Below are 23,453 nucleotides of genomic sequence, written 5' to 3' on the forward strand. Positions count from 1 at the left end.
CGATTGGGGTCATCATTGACCCCAATCGGTGTTTTTTGAATGAGCGAAGGGTGGCAAATCAAAGGTGAGTCCCTATCGCCTGATAGGAGGAGCAGGAAAGAAGAGAAGGGGTGTGGTAATTTTACACAGATCGAATAATTATGTTAGGCGATCGATCTTGAACACAAGAGAGATGGGGTGTCAGGGTGGGTAAATGGTTACGGAAAAATGGTGTGACAATGTGTTTATTGGTCACGGTCCTACTTCTTTTAATCATTAGAAGTTTCGTTCTCGCTCCCTATATTGTTCATGGTCAGTCCATGCTCCCGCTATTAAACACCGAAGAACGAATTTTGGTAAACACATGGGTCTATCAGGTTGATCAGCCTCATTACGGGGATGTGATCGTTTTTCAAGCAACAAAGAAGGAGAAATATATTAAACGTGTCATTGGTTTACCTGGTGATACCGTTGAAATTAAACATGGTTTTGTATACCGGAATGGGAAAAGAGTAAAGGAACCTTATCTCGTTGGAAAAATTATGGGGGTGACTCCCCCCACACACGTTTCACTGGGTCACCTATATGTCCTAGGCGATAATCGTAACAACAGTAAGGATAGCCGCCAACTGGGTCCAATTAGTGTTCACTCAGTGGTTGGGCGAGCGGATTGGGTGATCACCCCATTCAATCGTTTTGGCGAGTTGACAACAGCGCGATAAATTGTTTTGATGGATCGAATAGTAGCGACTGCTTTTGCTGTATGAGAACATACAATGAAAATTAAATGGATACAGAAGCGATATAGAAGCGTAAGGGGACAACCATGGATGATTAAAGAATGGATCGATGTAGTGGATGAACAGATGAGAGTAATTGGAACCCAAACTCGACTGGAAGTGCATCGACAGGGATTATGGCACCAGACTTTTCACTGTTGGGTACTAAGAAGAGGGGAGAAGGGTGCGCAAAAGATCGTATTTCAATTGCGTGCGGAAAATAAGAGTGCCTTTCCTGGGAAAATGGATGCCTCAGCGGCAGGGCATCTATCTGCAGGAGAAACCCCTCTTGATGGTGTTCGGGAGGTAAATGAAGAATTAGGAGTGAATGTAGAAAGGGATCAGCTCGTGTTTTTAGGTGTTGTACAATGGGAAGATGATCGAGGGGAGGGAGAGAAAGATCGAGAGTTTTGCCATCTGTATTTATGGGAGACTACACTTGCGCTCGATGAGTTTCACCCCGATCCGAAAGAAGTAGCGGGTTTATTTGAAGCCGATGTCAGTGACATGGTTGATTTTTTGCGAGGCGAGCGGGCTCATTTACCTGCAACTGGCTTTACATTGAGGGAAAAGCAACGAATTGTTGAGCAACGACTCCTTACAGAAGAAGATTTTTGTCCTTTTTCACCCGAATATCACCAATATCTTGGGGACGCATTGTGCAGGCGTACAGTGTAGGGGAACCTAATTCCTTTGATGTGAGGGAGAAGGCCACAGTAATTCATGATAGAATAAAAAGAGAAAGTGACGCACTTCCATGCAAGTGTGAAATGAATGGAAAATCGATTGTAAATGAGGGAATGCAATGTCTTTTCAAAAAAATCTTGAAAAATATGCCAAATTAGTTGTCGAGGTAGGGATCAATGTTCAACCTGGCCAGACCATGGTGATAAACGCATCGATCCAAGTGGCGGATTTTGTGAGAAAGATTGTCAAACGGGCCTATGAAGTGGGTGCAAAGCATGTATATGTCGAATGGCAGGATGAAATTTGCACCCGTCTTAAATATGATCTTGCCCCTGATGAAGCGTTTAATGAATACCCGATGTGGAAGGCAGAGGGCATGACTACCATTGCAGAAGAAGGAGGGGCTTATCTATACATTGAATCGACCGATCCTGAACTATTAAAGGGTGTGAACCCTGAGCGGATTGGTAATGCCTCACGAGTAGCGGGGAGTGCATTACAGAAGTTTAGAGAGTATACGCTTGCAGATAAAATTAGCTGGTCCATCGTTGCAGCTCCAGGTCCTGCTTGGGCGAAAAAAGTATTTCCTGATAAAAATGAAGAGGATGCGATGAATGCTCTCTGGAATGCCATCTTCTATGCAACCAGAGTGGATCAAGAAGATCCAGTAGCCATCTGGAAAAAGCATAATGCAAACTTACACGAGAAAGTTGCCTTCTTAAATAAGAAACGATATAAAAAGCTACACTATCGTGCGCCAGGAACGGAATTAACTGTTGAGTTACCGGACACCCATATTTGGTGTGGGGGTTCTACAGTAAATAGTGATGGCGCCGAATTTAATCCCAACCTCCCAACGGAGGAGGTTTTTACTTCACCGATTAGTGGTCGAACCCAGGGAGTGGTTCGTAGTACCAAACCGTTAAGTTACAAAGGAAATCTGATTGAAAACTTTATGTTGGAGTTTCAAGATGGGCGTGTTGTGAATTATGAAGCAGAAATCGGTCATGAGTCCTTGAAACAGATGATTGAATTGGATGAAGGTGCCCATTACCTTGGTGAAATCGCGCTGGTTCCTCATGATTCGCCAATTTCAAATTCAAACTTGACTTTTTTCAGCACGCTTTTTGATGAGAATGCTTCCAATCATTTAGCGATCGGAGCAGGCTTCTCTTCGAGTATTGAAGGGGGGACTGAAATGTCAAAGGAAGAATTAAAGGAAGCTGGAATTAACGATAGTATGACCCATGTAGACTTTATGATTGGTTCCGCTGAGATGGATATCGATGGTGAGACGGCTGATGGCACCAAAGAACCTGTTTTCCGTAAAGGAAATTGGGCCTTTTAACCATCTTCGCCAAGGGCAAGTCTCTTGTGTTGCCATAAATCAAAGTGTAGTTCACGAAAACGCTCCTTCAAATCGAAGGGGCGTTTTCTTGTGAAAGTATTCAATAGACGTATATTTTTATTACGATCTATCTCGATGGTACAAAAATTTATAATTTAAGGAGGATTTTTCAAGTGAATTGCGAATTGTATTCGATGAGCATGGTTCATGACTCATAGAAAGAATAGGGGGAGTTGGAGTGAAGAGAGTAAGTGCCGTAATATTGTCAACAGTACTCATTGCGGGTGGTGCGATGAGTATCACGTCTGGGGATTCTGTACTGAATGCGAAGGGCGTGTCAGGAAAAGTTGCGATCAAGGAATGGACGAAAAATAAAATAGCAAAAGGGGTAAAAACAAAGGGGAGCGAGCGAACCACGGTGTTAGTGGAGTTGGCAGCGCCGCCGAGTGGAATTGCATCGATTAATAAAAAGCTATCGGCAACTCAATTAAATAAACAAGCGGCTTCACAGCGACAAAAAGTTCTTAAAGTGGCAAAGGAAAAAGTGGCTAACCTGAGTACAGGGTATCAATATGATACTGTATTTTCTGGGTTTTCTGTCACGCTTAAAGGACAGGATGTTAATAAATTAGCAGGGCTACCTGGTGTGAAACGAATTTGGCCGAACAATCACTATAAAGCCAATTTAAAAGAGAGCGTTCCCTTGGTAGGTGCGCCTGATGTGTGGAAAAAGAAAAATGCCAGTGGTCTGTCTGTGAATGGAAAAGGGATTCGGGTAGCAGTCGTTGATACAGGTGTTGACGCGACCCACCCTGATCTAAAGGGGAAAGTAATTGGTGGATACGATTATGTCGATCATGATAAAAGCCCCCAAGATGAAAACGGTCATGGCACCCATGTTGCGGGAACCATTGCAGCCAATGGGAAGTTAAAAGGGGTTGCACCTGGTGCTTCCATTTTGGCGTATCGGGTGTTAGATGAAGATGGTGGTGGTACCTTAGAAGGCGTGTTGGCAGGCGTAGAAGGCGCTGTGAAAGGAAAAGCCGATGTGATGAACCTCTCACTCGGGGCACCGATTAACTCGCCAGAAGACCCACTTGCGATTGCGATGGATGTCGCAGCATTAAAAGGGACGATTCCTGTTGTTGCAAACGGTAATGAGGGAGAGTGGGGGGATTACTGGACAGTAGGGTCACCTGCTTCTTCCCGCGAAGCGATATCCGTAGGTGCTTCAACGAAGAAAATTGAAGAACCCGATTTCAAATTTACAGGTGACCAACAGACATTGAAGATGATGATGGTCGAGGGATCCCCTTCATTTCCAGCGGGCAACGTCCAGTTGGTTAACCTGGGAAATGGAAATGCATCGGACTATAAAGGAAAAGATGTAAAGGGAAAAGTAGTCGTAGCGAAGCATGGAAATGGGGACATGCAAATAAAGTCCACCCTTGCCAAGGAAAATGGTGCGGCTGGCTTGATTTTGATTGACTCCTATGAAGGTGAATACTTGCCAAACACCGGGAAATTTGCAGCTACCGCAATTGTTCCAGATGAGCGCATGGATTGGTTTATGAAAAAAGTGAAAGCTGGGAAATTGGATGGGACTGTCACCCTGACCAAACAAGAACTAGTTGCAGACTTTAGCTCTCGAGGACCGGTTGCAGGAAGCTGGGCGATTAAACCGGATGTGACTGCACCTGGTGTCAATATAACCAGTACAGTTCTTCATGGCCAATATGATTCCTATAGTGGGACAAGCATGGCGACCCCTCATGTCGCAGGTGCTGTGGCATTGGTTAAACAAGCGCACCCCAGTTGGAGTGTACGCGAAGTGAAAGCGGCTTTAGCCAATACGGCGGATACCCTCTATAACCGTGAAGGAAAGATGTATCCTGCCAATACCCAAGGTTCTGGACGAATTAATATCCCACAAGCGATTGATACGAAGACACTGATCGTGCCTTCCAACTTAAGCTTTGGGAAATTGGATCATCAGGTAGGGAAGGTCCATGTCACCCGACTCGCAGAAGTGAAAAATTTAACGAAATCAAATAAGACCTATAAAGTACAGGCTCAGTTGACGAATGGGAAAAATAAAATCAAGGTGAAGGTTCCCCATTCTCTCCACATCAAAGCAAGCGGAAAAGCCGATTTGAAAGTGGATTTAAAAGTAGATACCAATCTACGTCGAGGGGTCTACACCGGTCAAATTCAATTACTCGATGGCAAAAACGTGTTGAAATTACCTTTCAACGTGTTAATTGATCCAAAGGACTATCCCTTAGTCAATTCCTTTGCGATTAGTCCAAATGCGTTTTCTCCAAATGGAGATGGGAAATTGGATCAGACAACCCTTTCTTGGTATCTACCTGCAACGTTAGAAAGCCTTGATTTATATGCAACCAAGCTGAATGATGAATGGGAGCCTGATGGGCAGTATACTGTATTTAGTGAATCCAATCCGCTAGAAGGGGTTACCCAACGTTCTTGGGATGGAAAAAATGTAAAGGGAAAAACAATGCCCGATGGTGTATATACGATGCAATTGATTGCAAGCCACCTTCATGAGGAGTACAGTGAGGGATTTGTTGCCGTGCTTGATCGAAAAGCACCTACGTTGAAGATGGCTAGTTCCTTTACCTCCGGCAAAATTAAAGGAAGTATTCAAGATAAAATGTTGGATTCGTTGTCCACCTATAACATCATGGATGAGCCAGTGAAGGTATTGTGGAAGAAGAAAGGATCCAAGTACAAAACATGGAAGTCGATTCCGGTCATGGAGTTCTATCAAGAGGAAAGTGTTCTTCCATTCTCCTATAGTTTTAAGAAGGGGACCTTTAGTAAAGGGAAGACTTCTTTTTGGATCAAGGTCATCGATGCAGCAGGAAATCAAACGTTAAAAGAGTTTAAGATGACCATGAAATAATTGTATAAAAAACGTCCTCTGGAGATCTTCAGAGGACGTTTTTTTATGGGTGAATCAAAGCGATGCGATTGGTTCCTTTAAGTGAAGGGATATCTTTGCAGCCAATGCCAAACATGGCGACTTTTAATTCCCATTCAATTCGCTTTAGTTGCGATATTAACGTGTCCGGTGTGGAAGCGGATGAGGCATTATGCAGTAGCGATCTTCCAATACCAACCAAATCAGCCCCAAGGGCAAGTGATTTTGCCCCCTCTACCCCGGTATTTATTCCCCCACTGGCAATTAAATGCTGATGAGGAGCATGTTTGCGAACATCGATAATGCAATCTGACGTGGGAATTCCCCATTCGGTAAAGGCTTCTGCGGCATGACGGATTTGATTATCTGGAGAACGGTATTTTTCAACTTGGCTCCATGAAGTACCCCCAGCTCCAGCCACATCAATAAATGCCACCCCGATACTATAAAGGCGTGTGGCTAACTCCCCGTGAATGCCCCAGCCCACTTCCTTTACCCCAACAGGAACATCCAGGGCAGAGCAAAGTGCTTCGATGCGGGAAAATAAGTGTTGAAAATTGGTATTTCCCTCTGGTTGAAATACTTCTTGTAGGCTATTTAAATGGAGTATGAGTGCATCTGCCTCGGTAAGATCAATGATTTGCTTGCACTCATCTACCCCATAACCATAGTTCAACTGAACCGCTCCGAGGTTAGCAAAGAGTAAGATGTCAGGTGCATATTTTCGTATACGGAATGTCTCAGCTACCTCAGGATGTTCTAACGCGGCGCGTACAGAACCTAAACCCATAGCCCAACCCCGCTCTTGGGCTGCCAGAGCAAGATTTTGATTGATATATAGAGCGGAGTCCGTGCCACCTGTCATCGAACTTACTGCAAAGGGGGCTAAAAGGGTTTTATTGAGGAATTTCGTTCCTATATCAATGTGGGAAAAATTAATCTCGGGTAAGGCTTCATGGCGGAAACGATAGCGTTCCAATCCATTCGTAATTTGGTGGCTCGTTACCTTCTGATGAAGGACGATATCCAGATGTTCTGATTTCCGTTGTTCCGTTTCGTGGTTGTCCATCAATGTTATGTCCTTTCTAAAAGGCGGTTACAATGATCCGGAGTGCGAGTGGCATATTTACCTTACCCATAGGGCCATTTGCCATACCAATCTCATCGGTTCATGGTGAGGGGGTGCACTTATCATTGCATCTGATGAACGAGATGTCTACCTTTATGAAAAAACAAAGGGTGAAGTAGGAAGGGTTGCATTTTAAATCGAACGTTTGTTATAATAAGAACATGCCTAAAGTCATCAATCACGATGAAGTGCGTGGGAAGCTGTTAAGTCAATGTCTCAATTTGTTTTCCCATGAGGGATATGGTTCTCTTACCATGCGCAAGATTGCGAAGGCCCTCAATGTCTCGACAGGAACTCTTTATCATTACTTTGATAGTAAAGAGGACTTGTTTCGACAGCTGGTGGAGTATATTACCCATCAAGACCTTTTCGACGTAGAAAAAGCCCTTCAAGGAGCGGATACCTTCTCAGAGAGAGTCGATGCCCTACTTCGATTTTTTATCGACCGGGAGGATTACTTTCTGAACCAGGTAATTATTTGGATGGACTATACCCGTCAACAGGGTGAAGGAACTGAAGCGGAGCCAGGGCCAAGAGAAGCACTTGTTCAGTATGAGCAGGGAATCATTCGTCTGTTGGGAATTGAGAAGGAGGTTGCTCGTTTTATCCTGGCAGCGATTAATGGTCTTGTCATCCAACGATATATTGACGGAGGACGGACCTCCCTAGCCACTCAGTCAATCCTTATTCGTCAATATCTCCTTGGTCAAGAGGAGCAAGGGTCCCTGTAATGGGGGCTTTTTTCGCGGGAAAAGGGGCATTTGTAATGTTCAAGGAGGTATTTATTATGGCATGGTTGTTCCTTGCGCTTGCGATTGTCTCTGAAGCGGCTGGCACCATCTCGATGAAATTTTCTGCAGGATTTAGTAAACCGGGTTATGCAGTCGTCATGATCATATGCTATGGGGTCAGTTTTACTTTTCTGACCATTGCAGTAAAGCAACTTGACTTAAGTCTTTCCTACGCGATATGGTCAGGTATTGGTACTGCGTTGGTGACAGTGGCAGGCGTTTTTTGGTTTCAAGAACCGGTGAGTATGGCCAAACTCTTTTCCATCGGATTGATCCTTGCTGGCGTCATTGGGCTGAAAATCGCCTAAGAAAAGGAGGAGATGATCATCGATACCGTACATCCAACTAACGATGACGGTCGTAACGCCATAAAAACATAAAACCGCTTCGACCACTCATGGTTGAAGCGGTTTTATGTTTTTAAGGAGAGGACATGTTTAAAAGGGCTATTTTGCGTTAATAGATAAAGAGATCCATTATCTTTTGTTAAGTGGAAAGGGGCTTTTTCTTATGCAAGTACTACTTATTGGAGCTAACGGCAAAACCGGTCGGTTCGTCGTTGAATATTTAAGTAAACATCCTGGACACCGTGTGCGGGCAATGGTTCGTGACAAGATTCAGGCTCCAGAACTTGAAGCACTCGGAGCAGAAGTAGTTGAGGGTGATTTGGAAAAGGATTTTGGCCACGCTTACGAGGGAATTGATGCGGTAATCTTTGCGGCGGGATCGGGTTCCAAAACGGGTTCGGATAAGACCGAACTGGTGGATCGATTAGGTGCGATTCGGTCGATTGACGAAGCCATCAAACAGGATACGAAACGTTACATTATGTTAAGCTCCATGGGAGCAGATGAGCCTCAATTGGCAAGCGATAGCATGCGGTATTATCTACAGGCGAAAAAAGATGCGGATGATCATTTATCACAAAGTGGCTTAAATTATACAATTGTGCGGCCTGGAGCACTTTCGGACGACCCACCAGCAGGTACGATTGAAGCGGCGGATCGTATTGAAGATCGTTCAAGGAGAATCAGCCGTGGGGATGTTGCACAGGTATTAATTCAATGCCTGGACGAGGAAAATACCTATGGAAAGACCTTTGAGATGCTTTCAGGTTCTGTACCAGTTCCAAAAGCTCTTCAGTCAATTTAATAGCCCTTGTAAAAAACCGCCTTTATGGGAAGGGCGGTTTTTTACAAGGGCAAAGGGCACACCTTTAGATGAATGGTGTATTATCTAATTATGTGAAGCGGTGACAGTGGACCCTATCCATCATAAAACCAAGGGTTATCGCCCTCATCACCTTCCCCAGAACGGAGAGGAGTTCAGTTGATGGTAATTCTGTATGGTTTTTTATTCTTTGTAAGTATGTGTGTGTTACTCTTCTTGATCGCTGGTGTTCTACGCTATGAGCGTCTTAGGCGATTAATGCCTCGACCTACTTTTCGTGAGGTTGGTGAGCGACCAGAAATTGAAAAGTGGGATCATGAAGATGTTACAGTCACATGGATTGGGCATTCTACGTTGTATATTAATTTTTATGGTACCAAAATTCTTACCGACCCTGTTTTTGATGGTAAGATAGGCGTTACCCTTGCCCCAGGAGTAAAAATTGGAATGAAACGCTATACGCCACCCGCCCTCAGGATTGAGGATGTGAAAGATGTTGATGTCATTTTATTGTCCCATGCACACATGGATCATTTTGATATGTCATCCCTGAAGGCATTAGGGGCGCCTCATATCCATGTGGTGACGGCGACGAATACAAAACGATTGTTACGCCGGTTTTCCTTTGGAGCTGTCACCGAATTAGGGAGCCGTGAAGAAGTAGAACCAGTCCCTGGGTTACGTGTAAAGGCATTTCCAGTGAAACACTGGGGAAATCGTTTCCCTTGGAATACGGATTATGGTTTTAATGGCTATATGATTGAAAAGAAAGGGCGTCGATTAGTTTTCTCGGGAGATACCGCTTGGACAGACAGTTTTAAAACCTTGCGCGATGAAGGCCCAATTGACTGGATTGCAGTACCGATTGGGGCATACTCCCCAGATTCTTTCCAAGGAGCACATTGTACGCCGGAGCAAGCTTGGCAGATGGCTCAAGATAGTGGTGCACATCAAGTGACTCCCATTCATTGGAATACCTTTGTCTTATCACAAGAGCCGGTGGATGAACCGATTCAACGTTTTATTGCTGCCGCTGGGGAAGAGGCGGACAGAATTGTCATACGGGAACAGGGTCAAGTTTTACGCTTGGATCAACCCCCTACCTTGACCGGCGGTCAAAGTGAGGATGAACGGTATCCAACAGCAACGAAGAAGGTCTCGCCTTCCGTCAAGATGGTGGCGCGAAGTTCTCAACGCTCTTCATCACGCCGGACGATTTTAGATTAGTAAACACAAAAGGGGAGAAGTCCTTCATTGGGACTTCTCCCCTTTTGTCCATTTTTGCACAACGTTTCCTACCCGGGTGCGTATGCTGATAGAGAGCGGCCATGGGGTGAGGAGGAGATAATGGTGTCTGATGAAATGGAACAGCTAAACCATGCGATTGCAGAGATCACCGAAATTGCTAAGGGGTTTGGTCTGGATTTTTATCCCATGAGATATGAAATTTGTCCAGCCGACATTATTTATACGTTTGGAGCGTATGGAATGCCAACGCGTTTTTCCCACTGGAGTTTTGGAAAAATGTTCCACAAAATGAAGTTGCAATACGATTTGAATTTAAGTCGCATCTACGAATTGGTAATTAATTCGAATCCTTGTTATGCTTTTTTGTTGAAGGGGAATAGTTTGATTCAAAATAAGTTAATTGCAGCCCATGTGCTTGCACACTGTGATTTCTTTAAAAATAATGTCCGTTTTTCGAATACGTCCCGGGATATGGTAGAGAGTATGGCGGCGAGCGCTGAACGAATTCGCCAATACGAACGAGAGCATGGGAAAGAGACGGTGGAAAGTTTCCTCGATAGTGTGCTTGCCATCCAAGAACATGTGGATCCTAGCTTGATAAAAAGACCTCGGCGCAAAAAAGAGAAGAAAGCAGAGGTGCCATTTACACAAAGGTCACCCTATGACGATTTATGGGGACTGGATCAGCGAGAAAAAGAAGAAACGTCATCAGAAAAGCAACGCATCCGCGTGCCTGAGGAGCCTGAAAAAGACTTGCTACTCTTCCTGATGAATCATAGCCAAGAGCTAGAGGATTGGCAACAAGACATTATGACGGTAATGAGAGAAGAGATGCTCTATTTTTGGCCCCAGATGGAAACAAAAATTATGAATGAAGGGTGGGCATCTTATTGGCATATTCGGATTTTACGAGAAATGGATCTAAGTGAGGAAGAAACCCTCGAATTTGCAAAGTTGAATGCTTCGGTGATACAGCCTTCCCAAACCTCCATTAACCCCTACTTTCTCGGATTAAAAATGTTTGAGGATATTGAAAAACGTTGGGATCATCCTACACAGGAAGAACAGGAACGCTATGGTCGGGAAATAGGAAAAGGTAGGGAGAAGATGTTTGAAATACGGGAGGTGGATTTGGATACATCCTTTATACGCAATTATCTAACGAAAGAACTCGTCGAAGATTTGGATCTTTATATCTTTCAAAGAAATGGAAATGAGTGGGCGATTTCGGATAAGGATTGGAGAAATATTCGAGAACAATTGATCACCTCACGGGTAAATGGTGGTCATCCAACGATATGGGTCATGAATGGAGATTATCTTAACAACGGGGAACTATATTTAAAACATTCCTTTGAAGGTGTAGAGCTCGATGTGAAGTATATTGAAAAAACACTTCCCCATGTGCACAATCTCTGGGGTAAGACCATTCATATCGAAACGGAAATTGAAAAGAAACCAGTACTATTCACATTCAACGGTAAGAAATGCCATCGCAGATTTTTATGATAAACCTCCCCCTGCTGGTCAGGGGGAGGTTTATCAATTTATAATGGAAGGGAGATACATATCGTAAAGGAGTGGATAGGATGAGTTTGCTAGCCAATATATTGGAACACAATCGCGAGTTTGTTCAGGAAAAGAAATATGTGGAGTATCAAACCACCAAATTTCCAAACAAAAAACTGGTAATACTTTCCTGCATGGATACTCGACTCACTTATTTGTTACCCCAAGCGATGAATATAAAAAACGGGGACACCAAAATTATCAAAAATGCGGGTGCAATTGTTTCGCATCCCTTTGGAAGTGTGATGCGAAGCCTAGTCGTTGCGATCTATGAACTCGGTGCCAAAGAGGTATGTGTTGTGGGTCATCATGGTTGTGGCATGGGAGGCATTCGCCCGGAAGAGACGATTGATAAGATGCTAAACCAAGGAATATCAAGCATTACCATTGATACATTAGAGCGTGCAGGCATTGATATACATGGCTGGTTGAAGGGATTCTCATCAGTAGAAGAGAGTATTAAGGAGAGTGTTACGTTAATTCGCCAGCATCCCTTAATTCCAAAAGAAATACCCGTCCATGGAATGGTCATTGATCCGGAAACAGGAAAGCTAGATGTAGTCACCAGTGGATATGGCAGCAACGAATAATAAAGAAAGGCGGTGCCAAATTTGGCACCGCCTTTCTTTATTACGTTAAAAGCAGTTATCGATCTTTGTTTAGTTTCCGTTTTCTTATGGTCTTCCCGTATTTTCCGCTTAGGGTAGTGAAGGGTTTTTGTTCATTCAACAGGGGTTCATTGGACTCTGTTGATCTAAGTGATGGTTCCTGATATTGAGAAGAGATTTCTGGAGTCGAAGACTCATTGGTCTGTGAAGGGAGTGTTTTAGATGACGGCTCCTGATGTTGAGAAGAGGTTTCTGAAGTCGAAGACTCATTGGACTCCGAAGGAAGTTCCTTAGATGACGACTCCTGATGTTGAGAAGAGGTTTCTGGAGTCGATGGCTCATTGGACTCCGAAGGAAGTTCCTTAGATGATGACTCCTTGTGATGCGGATTGGCAGATGTGATTTCTTGTTCGTTTAGTAAGGGAGGCGATTCTTCGATCTCATTCCACCAAGCTGATTGGACGGGTTCCCAATGATACTTGTCTGGATCCTTTGGCGGAGGATCTTGGTTGATCGAGTGTACGCCAATCAGATCATGATCGACGGTCTCTTCGGTGGAAGAACTGTTCTTTGATGCATCCACGGCGGCCTGGTTCTCTTCAGAAAAAGGTTGTTGAGAAACGGAGTTGGTTAGCGCAGTGGCAATCCAGAACAAGGTTCCAGAAAGCGCATGATTGGTATGTGTCCACCGAGAGATTCGTAGATGAAAGCCAGATTCGGAGGGACCTTCCAAACAGACGGTGCAGGTTGGTTGATTGGTCATGGCGATAGGAATTGCGCCTTGATCGATCAGAGCTGGATCTAAGTTTACAGTGATCATGGTTTCTTTTTCATTGGCCTTGAGATGAAAGGAGGTAGTTCCGTTTTGGATATAGGGAATATTTTTGGATAACTTTTCTGGTTGAATGGATTGATCTTCAAGATGTTCATTTTGTATCGCGTTTCGGGCAATGTGATGAGAGTGGATGGTGGCATCTTTTATATGACGGGGAGAAATGGTGTTTGTATTGAGGTGACGCGTATCGATTACTTTATCAGTCAAGTGATTTCCTTGAATTGAGTTTTTTTGTAAATGTTGAGAGGAGATGACCTCGTAGGAGAGGTGTTGGTTTTTTATTAATTTATCAGTGAGATGGGTAGATAAGATGCTATTTTCACTTAGATGGGGGGATTGAATAATGTCATTTTGTAAGTGTGTGGAGAAAATTGCGTTTTTCGAAATATGATTTTTTTTGATGGAGTCGGATGCAAGATGGATTGAGCGAATGGAATCCTTTTGTATATGTTTGCTTGTGATTGCGTTTTTCGTGATATGTTTTGCGGTGATGGCTTGATCCGCAAGGTGATCTTCATGAATCGAGTTATTTTGTAAATGATTCGATGAGATGGAGTCAATTCTTATATGGTGTTCTTGGACGGCGTTGTCCGCAAGGTGATCCCCTTGAATCGAATCTTTTTGGAGATGGTGAGAGGCGATCGAATCTTCCGCAAGGTGAGGCTCATGAACCGAACCTTCCGCGATGTGTTGGGGGAGAACGGATTTGTTTTGTAAATGGTGTTGAGCAATGGAATTCTCCCTAATGTGGTAATCATTAATTGATCCCTCTTCAATGTGATCCTTGTGAATCGCATTCACTTGGAGGTGTTCGGAGGCAATACACTCGGTGGTTAGGTGTTGAGGCAGAATGGCTCCTTTGGCAATATGAGATTGGTCGACGATATGATTTCGCAAGTGGTGGGAATCGATCGAACCCTTTGATAGTTTTAAGGCATGAATGGATTCGTCCGATAGGTGAGAAAGTTGAATGGAACCTTCTTGAAGATGCTTCGAGGTGATCGCACCTTCAGTAAGATGTTGCTCTTGAACGGTATCCTCTGTGATATGGGAAGCGTGAATGGCATTTTCTTTGATATGATGCGTATCGATGGAATCCTTGGCTAGATGAGTTGAATGAACAGAAGCCTCCTGTAAGTGATGAGGAGCAATGGATTCCCCTTGCAGATGTCGTTCGCCGATGCAATTGTCGGCTAAATGGGAGAGTTGAATGGAACCTTCTTGAAGATGCTTAGAGGTGACTGCACCTTCGGCAAGATGTTGCTCTTGAACGGTATCCTCTGTGATATGGGAAGCGTGAATCGCATTTTCTTTGATATGATGCGTATCGATGGAATCCTTGGCTAGATGAGTCGAGTGAACGGAAGCCTCCTGTAAGTGATGGGGAGCAATGGATTTATTGGTGAGATGATAGTCGTAAATGGTTCGATCTTGAATATGCCGTGATGCAATGGATTCCACTTGCAGATGTTGTTCGCTGATGCAATTGTCGGCTAAATGGGAAAGTTGAATGGAACCTTCTTGAAGGTGCTTCGAGGTGATCGCACCTTCGGCAAGATGTTGCTCTTGAATCGTATCCTCTGTGATATGGGAAGCGTGAATGGCATTTTCTTTGATATGATGCGTATCGACCGAATCCTTGGCTAGATGAGTCGAATGAATGGAAGCCTCCTGTAAGTGGTGGGGGGCAATGGATTTATTGGTGAGATGATAGTCGTAAATGGTGTGATCTTGTATATGCCGCGAAGCAACGGATTCCACTTGCAGATGCTGTTCACTGATGCAATTGTCGGCTAAATGGGAGAGTTGTATGGCGTTTTCTTGAAGGTGTTTTGAGGTGATGGTACCTTCAGCAAGGTGTTGCTCCCGAATGGCATGATCGGCGAGATGGGAAGTATGGATTGTATGATCTTGAATATGATGGGCGCCAATCGCATCGTTGGTCAGATGATGGGGTTTGATCGAGTTTTTTTGCAGGTGCTGTGAAGCAACAGACTCTTTTGTAAGGTGGTTTTCATGAATTACATCATTGGTTAGATGAGGGGTTTGAATGGATCCCTCTTTGATATGCTGAGGGGCGATGGAATTAGAGTCTAGGTGGTGCTCACGGATTGAAAAATTGCCAATATGGGAACTGTGAATGACTTCATCTTGAATATGGCGTGAGCATACCGCATCGTCAGCGATGTGAGGGGATTGGATAGAAGTATGCTGCAAGTGGTAGGAAGTAATCGCTCCTTTGGTCAAGTGTTTTGTGCCGATGATGTTGTCAGTCAGGTGGGCAATTTGGATGGAGCCCTCTTGAATATGATGGGCCGATACGGAATCAGAGGATAAATGATGGTCACGGATAGCATGATGGGTAATATGAGGGGTTTGAATGGCGTTCTCCTGCAAATGTTCTTCACCAATAGCCTCATGAGCGATATGAGAAGATTGGACAGCGTTTTTTTGCAGATGGCGTGAGGCAACGGTACCCTTTGTTAAATGACGCTCCATAATGGCATCATTATCAATTTTTTCATCGTTAATCGATAAATCACTTACTTTGGAACGTGTGACAGCGTAGTCAATCAGTTTGTCAGTGGAGATGGATTCAGCGTCAATTTTGGCGGTGGTCACAACTCGATTGGCTAATTTGTTGGGGGTGATTGTCCCATCGAGTATATGATGTTCCGCTACCGAGTTGTCTGCGAGGTGGTAGTATTGGACACAGCCTTCATCAAGCAACTCTGCATCAATGGATCGTGGAACGATCTTTGATTTGGAGATGGATTCATTTTCAAGGTGTGATTCTTTAATGGCTCCCTTGGTGAGATGGAGACTGTTGACAGAATAGGGCCTAATGATATCGCTATCAACGGAGTGGGGCGCTATTTTCGATTGTGTGACAATGCCATCTTCTAAGTGATCAGTTTGAACACTTCCTGTTTGAAGATGCTCTTTTCGAATAATTCCTTTAGATAAATGAGGTGATCTTATAGAATGATCCTTAATATTTTCACTTCCCACAGAGGAGTGGGCTAATTTACTGTTTTCGATGCATTTATCTGTTAAATGGTGGCTCTTAACGGTATCCCTTTGCAAATGATGTTCAGCAATCGCATTTTCAGCCAGTTTGGCTGTGTTTACCGATTCATTGGCAAGATGGTTGGTCGTAATGGTCCCTTGTTTCAAATTGGATGCGTTAATCGATTCATCGGCAAAATGGTCACTATGGATGGTTTTTGCAGCGATATGTTTTGAAAGAATAGCGCCATCTTGAATTTTTGTGCTTCCGATGGATTGATCCGCCAGACGATTCTCGGTGATGGTGTTTTCTTGGATATGATGGACGCTGATCGATTCTCTTTGTAAATGGTCAGAAGTGATAATTTGGGGAGAAAGGTGCTGTCCTTTGATGGATTGGGATATGAGCTTAGTGGAGGAAATGGATCCATCAGCTAGTTTTGAACTGTCTATCCCATGATCTTGTAAGTGCTTTGTTGCTATTGCTCCCATACGGATGTGTTGTTCATCGATGCTATTTTGCGCAATTTTTTCAGAGGTGATCGCTCCGTCGACAATATCATCCGTGTAGATAAATGTTCGAGAAGGACTACTTTTACTACGGGTATTTTTTAATTTTTTCACTTGATCTTCTGATTGTGGATCGGTGTTGGTACTCGTATGCGGCTTGTTGATCTTATTGGACATGGTTTCTAAAATAGGGGGTTCTGGGGTTGTGTTTTTAGGTGAAGGATCTTTTGCAAAAGCCGATTCTTTCGGAAGATTCTCTGTAGTGGTTTTTTTTGTATCCAAGGGGTCTTTGGAGGTTGTCGCTTTTTTTTGTGATTTGGGAGAGGCTGAATTGGTGGAAGATGTAGTGGATTGGGTTGGCTGAGATGGGACCGAAGTCTGGGGGCGAGGAGGGGGCTGTTTTTTAATGTTTTCCATCTCTTGTTGGATGATCTGTTCCAGCACCCATTCGTCTTCCAATCGCAGAGAACGATTTTGGTTGCGGTTGCCTGGCTTTTTTTTGCGGCTCACACATATCATCCCTTTCTTTTCCACACTCACCTATAGGTATATTCATTAGCAACGAATGCCGGGACACTTAGATGAAAACTGGGCGGAAGAAAATATATTTCGTGAGGGTGTTCATGTATCTATGGATAACCTTGAGCTTAAAGGTTCCTAAGTGATGAATTCATTCGCATGAATTCTCTATGTATGTTGAGTAATACGCAGGAGCAGTAAATAACATTCTCAGGTTATTAAATTGAAATGAAGGGGTTATTTTGACGATCATCTGGATCATCAAAATAACCCCTCTCTAATCCGTAGAGAGCGGTTATTTAATGGGGAAAATGCCCTTGGTTTTAATGGATCAGTTCGTAGGAATTAAATTCCTGCTCGCTCCATTCGCCACCACCTAAACAGAGCGTCGGTTTGCCTGTGGGACCCGTCGTGAAATGGAAGGCTCTTAGGCCCAGTGCGAAGCAAAGCTTCAGGCTCGGGGTATTGTCACAAGCGACTCGTACATAAACACGACCCAGCGAGTGGATGCTCTGTTTAAATAACTCTTCTCCTACATGACGCTTCCGAAAGTCTGGATGGACGACAATATAGGCTTCATCTAGACCATAATTGCCAAAGAGGATAAACCCAGCGAGTCGTTTTTCTTCCCTGGCAATCGCGAGGTACGTACCATCTGGGAAGGACGAGGCATTTAGTTTCTTTAACCAACGAAGGGCTTTGTGTGTGATTCGTTTATCCCCATGACGATAGGAAAATCGAATGAGACGATCACGATAACGGTGAAGTTGTTCAGGGGTTAACTCCTGAGTGAGCATATATCCGCCTCTTTCTGCATAGGAAGTTGAAATCCGCTCAGAAAGATACAGTATTGTAAGAGCCTTCGAAGGGAAAGTTCTCTAATTTTTGGTTCATCAAACTTCATAGGTTTGGCATTGGCTTCAAAAAACCATAGTCGACCGTTGGTTTCAATTCCCATGTCCATCGACATTTCACCAAGGGTTGCTTGTTTATGAGATTCAATTTTCCGAGCGACTTTTACCCCTGTTTTTTCAATTTCATGCATGATGGCGGGGGCCTTTTCTCCAAATAATTGGGTCAGTACCGCCTTCGCCTCAGCAATCGAACCTCCCATAGGAACATGGGTACTAATGGCAGTTGTTCCAGCTACTCGAACACCGAGTCCTGTTTTGGCCCACTCGCCTTTCTCATCACGTTGAAGAAGCAGGCGGAGATCAAAGGGACGGCCTTGGTACCTAGCCAGAGGAATTCCTTGTTGTACAATGTATTCGCGACCTTGGGTTAATTTATTGAGTTTTAGATAGAGATTTTTCCAATCGCTAGCATGGTACACATATCGCTTTTCCATCGTTTGTAAAACGATCTCGTAGCCTTCCTCCACTTTACGGGCTCTCATCATCCCATTACCTGCTTTACCATGGACTGCTTTTAGATACAAGGTATCATGGTTTGTAATTAATTGATGAAAGTGTTCAACGCTCCCCCATTCATAGGTTTCAGGGAGAAGGTGTTGAAAATCATTAGTGCTTTGTAAACATTGATGAAGATTCCACTTGTCAAAGAAACTAGGGTTAAAAAGGTGGATATTGGGATTCGCATCAATTGAACGCAAGAGGGATTGTTCCTTGTCACGACGCTCAGCTTTCCGTGTGGGAATGCGATTGTAAACGACATGGGGGGTGGGTAGGACGGATTTTATCCATCGTTTTCCCGAAGGTGTATTTTTAAGTAACCACCCTTGTACGGTGGAGGAGTTCGGATCAAAACCATCCGCTGTGATCACGTAAACGGTCACACCAATCCGTCTACCCATTCGAATAATATCAGCAAAATTGGAACGGTTGCCTCCGAAGGGATTGGAACTTGCTGAGGTAAGAATGGCAATGAAGGGGCCAGCTTCCCATTCACCCTGGCTATTTAAAACGAGACGCGTAGGCAGCATGCGTGGTGAAGTTCTTTTCTTCGTGCTGTTACGAACCCGTACCTTTTTTTTCAGGTTTGACCCAATGGAAATAGGAAGGTATTCGGGCATGGGTTGAGTAGAGAAGCGTGGATGTGGGGTGAAAGAAATCACCGATGAACCAGGTTGTATGGTCAACCAACCTGCAGCAGAGTGAGACATCAGAAACACTCCTCTCTCAAATGAACTGCGCCAACTTTAATCCATATTCCGTAATGCATCGTGCGGATTTTTGTCCCGCTTGATGGAGTGTAGGATGATGGAAAATATGACGACCCGGTTTAGAGTTGACTTCAAATAACCATACCTTGTGGTGATGATCCACACCGATATCTAAACCAAGTTCTCCAAGGGGACCAGGCATTGTGCTCTCCATTGCTAAAGCGATACGAATGGATGTTTCCGCAATTTTCTCTTCGATCTCAGTTTCCTGTCCAGGAAAGGCAAGGGATAGCAGTTCAGAAACGGCGATAATGGATCCACCAGTTCTTCCGTGGGTGGTGACACACCCTGCGCCGGCTACCTTGGCACCGATGCCGATTACTTTCCATTGTCCGGTTTTGTCTTTATGAAGGTGCACACGAAAATCGACGGGTCGATCTTTGTATTTGACTAATCGAATTCCCTGTTGAACTAAATATCGCCGAAGTGGTGCGAGTTCTGGCCCGAAATGATTGACAAGGAGGGCTTCGAGGGAGTTATAGTGGCGCAGGATATTTTTTTCGTTATTACGAAAGCGGCAATAGTAGCCGTTTTTAGGGTCCCGTGTAATCCGTAAAATCCCAAGCCCGAGGCTACCTCCTGTCGGTTTTAAATAAACCATTTTATGACGTTCAATCAGATCACGAATGGAATGCTCATCGAGGTCATGAACGGTTTCGGGGATATTTTCGGATACCAGTTCATGGGTGAACAGTTTTTCGTGTACGGACCATTTATTGAAAAAACCTTGGTTAAACATTTTGCAATTTCCTAGTGTTTGTAAGCGGAGGCGACACTCCTCTACATGAGGCAATGCCTCGGCCCTGCGATTAGGAACTCGTTCGTAAATGACATCAGGCAAGGGGGCAATGTGGCGGAACCAACGATTTTGGCCCGACTCATCTTTGCGAATAAACCATCCTTGCACAGTGCGCTGTCTCCAATTGACCATATTTGGGGTAAAGACATAGAAAAAGGGCTTATTATCTTGACCGGCTGTGAGAAAATGGCGAAAAAGATTGGATCGGTCCCCAAAGGGAGAAGCAGGGGAATTGGATGCGCCTGTGGTTAGAATCGCAAGGACGGGACCGATCCGAAGTTCACGGTTATTGTATGTGGCCCTAACTTCACCAAAGTGTGGGATACAGAGTTGGCGGCTGATGGGTCGAGGTAGCAGAATCGTTGCATCTTCAGATTTCCCCTCAATGACACGGACATTCATGGATTTATTGCCCACAGATATCTGAATAGTCTGCCTGGTACGGCAATTCCATTCACGGAAGAGGCTGCGTGATACGACGATAGTTTGTGAAGGATTTGAAACAGAAACAGGGTGAATTTGGCAAAGTATAGAGCTCATACAGAACCTCCTATCAGACCTTGGGCTAAACTTCGAGCGTAGAGGATAGGACGACGAACCGATTGAATGCGGATCTCCTTTTCTCCCGTAAGGAGAAATACGGATCGTCCTGGCTTTGAGTTGGCTTCGAGTAACCATACCTGTCCCTGGCGATCAATTCCGGTATCCAGTCCAAGTTCAATTAAACGACCATGTTCTCGTTCAATTTGCAACGGAACTTCTTTGGATAGGAATTGAAGAGTGGCAAGGATCTGATTGGCTTGTTGTGGGAAATGTTCGTGAACAAAGGGGATTGCACGCTCGGCCTTTCCTCCGCCATGAATATTGGATGTTAGACTGCCTATAGAACCTAAGCGGACAGCCATTCCAGTCGTTGCCCATTGACCCAGACCATCTTTTTGTACGAGAATGCGTAAGTCGAAGGGGCGTCTGTCAGAGGTATCAAGGTGTAAAAAGGGCTGAATCACGTAACGAACCCCTTTGGTAAATCGATTGATCCAATTGCGTAGCGAAGTCTCTTTGTGAAGTCGAATCTGAAAGGGTTGATTTTTTGGGGATCGTCCGCGCACCACATATCCTTTGCTATGAGGGAGGATGGCAGCGACTCCACGCCCATGACTCCCGCCGTTTGGTTTAATTAATACTGAATCGTGTTGTTCAATAAAGGAGCGTACATCTTTGAAGGCGGTTAGACGTAACGTTTGTGGCAAATAGGGAAGGAGGCTTGAATTTTTTACAAGCATTTCATGGTTGGGTAATTTTCCGCCAAGGGGTCGACCCAGGAACTGAATATTGGGGTCATTAGAAAGGCTCATCACGTAGGGTTTATACATCTGATACTGCCGGCTATCAGAGTATCCACATCGATCGTATATGAGAGAGGGAAGAGGGTACCGATCAGAGCTCCATTGCCCAGTGTTCGGGTTGTAGCGCCACCCATTTACGCTACGTGTTTGCCAATCGACGTCCATCGGACAAAATACCATGACGTGGATGCCGAGGGGAATTCCCTCCTGGGTGAGCTGTTGATAATAACTTTTTTCTTGAAATGGAGGCGTCTGGTGATTCGACCGGCAGACGATGACGCCCATCCCGTATTGGTTGGTGCCATTCATCATTTTTTCCTCCCGGAGGGCTTTTGCTTGGGACGTGGGGACTTTTTAGCTGGCATTTTCTTTTGAGGTGTTTTTTTAGTTGACATAAATGGAGTCCAGCCCGTGCAATATGTGACATAATCGATCAAACGGATGACAGAGGGGCGTGTTGTAAGTTTTGTATTGGTGACCGTGTCACTCGTTTTCGATGGTTTTGAATTAAGTTCAATCAACCATAACTGCCCCCTCTGATCGAGTACAAGATCGATCCCCAATTCCGCATAATGACCCTGGACCAATTTCTCAAAGGAATTCGCAATGGCCAGGGCTGTGTCCCGCAATTCGTAAATGGTTGGTTTTGTACCGATCGTTTTTGCTTCGGTAAGGACCTCCGCGGTTTTACGTAGCGTACCTCCTTTTGCGAGGTTGGAGACAATGTGAGAGTCATTGGCAATTCGGGCAACTGAAGAAGTAATGGCCCAAACACCGGTAGAATTACGCTGTACAAGTACGCGAAAATCGACAGAGCGTCCATCGATGGTTATTAGATCGAGGCCCTTTTGGATAATGTAGCGAGTACGGGAGGTTTTTCGTCGGAGCTTTCGAATCGCTTCTTTAAATTGTGAAAAAATATGTGTTTCTGTGCCTGACTCCTCAGCGTATTGACAGATCCATTTGTTGTTTTCTAAGCTCACACGAATAATTCCCTGGCCAAGACTACCATGAATGGGTTTTAAAAATACGGTGCGATAGCGTTGAACCATCGCGCGCAAATGGGTAGGATCCCAGGGGATGGTGTCCGGGAGGAACCGTCTCATGGATTCATCCTGAGATAAAATCTCATGAACTTGACGCTTATCAAGAAATCCTTCGTTAAAAATGACAACCTGATGGTCTGTGCGAAGCTTCTCCATCTTTTGTTGGAGTCCTTGATCCTTTTCAATCCGTCGTGTCGTTATGCGATTGTAGATGACGTCTGGAAGGGGTCCATCACAACTTTTCCAAGCTTTGCTATCCCAAAGCCACCCCTGCGTAAGTCCCTTATCCGGTCGAATTCCTTCTGGGGAAAATACATTGAAGAAGATTCCTCGATTCGCAGCAGCACGAGCGCATTCTTCTAAAAAGCCACTTAAATCACCGAACAGTTGGTTTTCGCTACCTTGTACGTCTTGGTTTAATAAAACACCGAAACAAGGTCCCAGAGTGAGACGACGAGATGGAGGGTCAAAATGGGCATTTAAGGTTTTGATGTCACCATGTAGCTTTAGTTGAGAAGCTAATCGTGAACTAATACGAATTAGCGGAGTATTGGTTTCTGAGTAGAATATGGTTGCGATATCGGATGATGAGCCGAAGGTGACCCAAATGGGATGGCGAGGGATATTTAACCGTTTGGCGATGGAGTGACTCATAATAATGTTTGCTTTTTCGGGGAAGAGTAGCTCTGATACAACTTGGATACATAATCGTGCATGCCCCATGCCGATCCCCTTTCGCATGAAGTGACTGATATAAAGTATGTGGGCATGTTTTTTCGGGTGAATAAAAGGGGCTTGGGCAGGAAGCCAGTTGGCAGGGAAGAGGTTAATTGGTGTAATTTTTTTGTTTTTATTATTTTTTTAATGACATCGGACTGTTTACTGTATATAATAGATGTAGGAATTTGGTGATCTTACCAAGTGACTAAAATAATAAAAAGCCAAGTTTTGTGGA

17 protein-coding genes are annotated in these 23,453 nt (G+C 44.4%); 10 read left to right on the forward strand and 7 right to left on the reverse strand.

All coding sequences use genetic code 11. The annotated features are described in order from the left end of the window. Window positions 1-185: 185 nt before the first annotated feature. The 4 genes from lepB (at window position 186) to CHX35_RS09225 (ending at window position 5,719) form a co-directional block, all read left to right on the forward strand. Window positions 186-701: a signal peptidase I gene (gene lepB, locus CHX35_RS09210; RefSeq protein WP_091836837.1), complete on the forward strand. Its 516-nt coding sequence runs from the start codon at window positions 186-188 to the stop codon at window positions 699-701. Window positions 702-809: 108 nt separating this feature from the next. Beyond that, a complete protein-coding gene (locus CHX35_RS09215; RefSeq protein WP_176391995.1) occupies window positions 810-1,436 on the forward strand; it encodes an NUDIX hydrolase in 627 nt (208 codons plus the stop codon). A gap of 127 nt (window positions 1,437-1,563) precedes the next feature. Beyond that, a complete protein-coding gene (locus tag CHX35_RS09220) occupies window positions 1,564-2,793 on the forward strand; it encodes an aminopeptidase (RefSeq protein WP_091836840.1) in 1,230 nt (409 codons plus the stop codon). A gap of 238 nt (window positions 2,794-3,031) precedes the next feature. Beyond that, a complete protein-coding gene (locus CHX35_RS09225; protein WP_091836842.1) occupies window positions 3,032-5,719 on the forward strand; it encodes a S8 family serine peptidase in 2,688 nt (895 codons plus the stop codon). A gap of 43 nt (window positions 5,720-5,762) precedes the next feature. Here CHX35_RS09225 and fni read toward each other — a convergent pair whose 3' ends face one another. Further along, the gene (fni, locus tag CHX35_RS09230; protein WP_091836844.1) at window positions 5,763-6,806 is read right to left on the reverse strand and encodes a type 2 isopentenyl-diphosphate Delta-isomerase; all 1,044 of its coding nucleotides are present in this window, start codon (window positions 6,804-6,806) and stop codon (window positions 5,763-5,765) included. Between the two features lie 185 nt (window positions 6,807-6,991). Here fni and CHX35_RS09235 point away from each other — a divergent pair, with 185 nt between their 5' ends. From CHX35_RS09235 to CHX35_RS09260, 6 genes are all read left to right on the forward strand, one after another. Continuing rightward, entirely contained in the window at window positions 6,992-7,597 is a 606-nt protein-coding gene (locus tag CHX35_RS09235) for a TetR/AcrR family transcriptional regulator (protein WP_091836845.1), read from the forward strand. A gap of 56 nt (window positions 7,598-7,653) precedes the next feature. Continuing rightward, window positions 7,654-7,965, forward strand: a complete 312-nt coding sequence (locus CHX35_RS09240) for a DMT family transporter (RefSeq protein WP_091837073.1) — start codon at window positions 7,654-7,656, stop codon at window positions 7,963-7,965. A gap of 202 nt (window positions 7,966-8,167) precedes the next feature. After that, window positions 8,168-8,809, forward strand: a complete 642-nt coding sequence (locus tag CHX35_RS09245; RefSeq protein WP_091836847.1) for an SDR family oxidoreductase — start codon at window positions 8,168-8,170, stop codon at window positions 8,807-8,809. Between the two features lie 180 nt (window positions 8,810-8,989). Beyond that, window positions 8,990-10,054: an MBL fold metallo-hydrolase gene (locus tag CHX35_RS09250; RefSeq protein ID WP_245838718.1), complete on the forward strand. Its 1,065-nt coding sequence runs from the start codon at window positions 8,990-8,992 to the stop codon at window positions 10,052-10,054. Window positions 10,055-10,174: 120 nt separating this feature from the next. Next, the gene (locus tag CHX35_RS09255) at window positions 10,175-11,584 is read left to right on the forward strand and encodes a SpoVR family protein (protein ID WP_091836849.1); all 1,410 of its coding nucleotides are present in this window, start codon (window positions 10,175-10,177) and stop codon (window positions 11,582-11,584) included. Between the two features lie 80 nt (window positions 11,585-11,664). After that, window positions 11,665-12,234 (forward strand): beta-class carbonic anhydrase, encoded by a 570-nt coding sequence (locus tag CHX35_RS09260; protein ID WP_091836851.1) that lies wholly within the window; start codon window positions 11,665-11,667, stop codon window positions 12,232-12,234. A 55-nt stretch (window positions 12,235-12,289) separates the two neighbouring features. Here the strand turns inward: CHX35_RS09260 and CHX35_RS09265 are convergent, their stop codons facing one another. The 6 genes from CHX35_RS09265 to CHX35_RS09290 all read right to left on the reverse strand — a co-directional run bounded on the left by CHX35_RS09265 (window position 12,290) and on the right by CHX35_RS09290 (window position 23,221). Continuing rightward, the gene (locus tag CHX35_RS09265; RefSeq protein ID WP_176391996.1) at window positions 12,290-17,116 is read right to left on the reverse strand and encodes a WIAG-tail domain; all 4,827 of its coding nucleotides are present in this window, start codon (window positions 17,114-17,116) and stop codon (window positions 12,290-12,292) included. Between the two features lie 332 nt (window positions 17,117-17,448). Then, a complete protein-coding gene (locus CHX35_RS09270; protein WP_091836854.1) occupies window positions 17,449-17,922 on the reverse strand; it encodes a GNAT family N-acetyltransferase in 474 nt (157 codons plus the stop codon). Further along, window positions 17,904-19,247: a YheC/YheD family endospore coat-associated protein gene (locus CHX35_RS09275; RefSeq protein ID WP_091836856.1), complete on the reverse strand. Its 1,344-nt coding sequence runs from the start codon at window positions 19,245-19,247 to the stop codon at window positions 17,904-17,906. The genes CHX35_RS09270 and CHX35_RS09275 overlap by 19 nt, the downstream gene beginning before the upstream one ends. Window positions 19,248-19,263: 16 nt before the next feature. Next, window positions 19,264-20,646 (reverse strand): YheC/YheD family endospore coat-associated protein, encoded by a 1,383-nt coding sequence (locus CHX35_RS09280; RefSeq protein ID WP_176391997.1) that lies wholly within the window; start codon window positions 20,644-20,646, stop codon window positions 19,264-19,266. Further along, window positions 20,643-21,761: a YheC/YheD family endospore coat-associated protein gene (locus tag CHX35_RS09285; protein ID WP_176391998.1), complete on the reverse strand. Its 1,119-nt coding sequence runs from the start codon at window positions 21,759-21,761 to the stop codon at window positions 20,643-20,645. Before CHX35_RS09285 ends, CHX35_RS09280 begins: the two co-directional genes overlap by 4 nt. Continuing rightward, the gene (locus CHX35_RS09290) at window positions 21,761-23,221 is read right to left on the reverse strand and encodes a YheC/YheD family endospore coat-associated protein (RefSeq protein WP_176391999.1); all 1,461 of its coding nucleotides are present in this window, start codon (window positions 23,219-23,221) and stop codon (window positions 21,761-21,763) included. The genes CHX35_RS09285 and CHX35_RS09290 overlap by 1 nt, the downstream gene beginning before the upstream one ends. Window positions 23,222-23,453 lie beyond the last annotated feature (232 nt).

The organism is Marininema halotolerans, assembly GCF_900116235.1.
Taxonomy (GTDB): Bacteria; Bacillota; Bacilli; order Thermoactinomycetales; family DSM-45169; genus Marininema; species Marininema halotolerans.

Excerpts from the sequence above, each read along its gene's own strand:
- CHX35_RS09245 (WP_091836847.1), top strand. The coding sequence starts at position 8,168 with ATGCAAGTACTACTTATTGGAGCTAACGGCAAAACCGGTCGGTTCGTC.
- CHX35_RS09285 (WP_176391998.1), bottom strand. The coding sequence starts at position 21,761 with ATGAATGGCACCAACCAATACGGGATGGGCGTCATCGTCTGCCGGTCG.
- CHX35_RS09270 (WP_091836854.1), bottom strand. The coding sequence starts at position 17,922 with ATGCTCACTCAGGAGTTAACCCCTGAACAACTTCACCGTTATCGTGAT.
- CHX35_RS09260 (WP_091836851.1), top strand. The coding sequence starts at position 11,665 with ATGAGTTTGCTAGCCAATATATTGGAACACAATCGCGAGTTTGTTCAG.
- CHX35_RS09275 (WP_091836856.1), bottom strand. The coding sequence starts at position 19,247 with ATGTCTCACTCTGCTGCAGGTTGGTTGACCATACAACCTGGTTCATCG.
- CHX35_RS09250 (WP_245838718.1), top strand. The coding sequence starts at position 8,990 with ATGGTAATTCTGTATGGTTTTTTATTCTTTGTAAGTATGTGTGTGTTA.
- CHX35_RS09255 (WP_091836849.1), top strand. The coding sequence starts at position 10,175 with ATGGTGTCTGATGAAATGGAACAGCTAAACCATGCGATTGCAGAGATC.
- CHX35_RS09240 (WP_091837073.1), top strand. The coding sequence starts at position 7,654 with ATGGCATGGTTGTTCCTTGCGCTTGCGATTGTCTCTGAAGCGGCTGGC.
- CHX35_RS09280 (WP_176391997.1), bottom strand. The coding sequence starts at position 20,646 with ATGAGCTCTATACTTTGCCAAATTCACCCTGTTTCTGTTTCAAATCCT.
- fni (WP_091836844.1), bottom strand. The coding sequence starts at position 6,806 with ATGGACAACCACGAAACGGAACAACGGAAATCAGAACATCTGGATATC.
- CHX35_RS09220 (WP_091836840.1), top strand. The coding sequence starts at position 1,564 with ATGTCTTTTCAAAAAAATCTTGAAAAATATGCCAAATTAGTTGTCGAG.
- CHX35_RS09215 (WP_176391995.1), top strand. The coding sequence starts at position 810 with ATGATTAAAGAATGGATCGATGTAGTGGATGAACAGATGAGAGTAATT.
- CHX35_RS09290 (WP_176391999.1), bottom strand. The coding sequence starts at position 23,221 with ATGGGGCATGCACGATTATGTATCCAAGTTGTATCAGAGCTACTCTTC.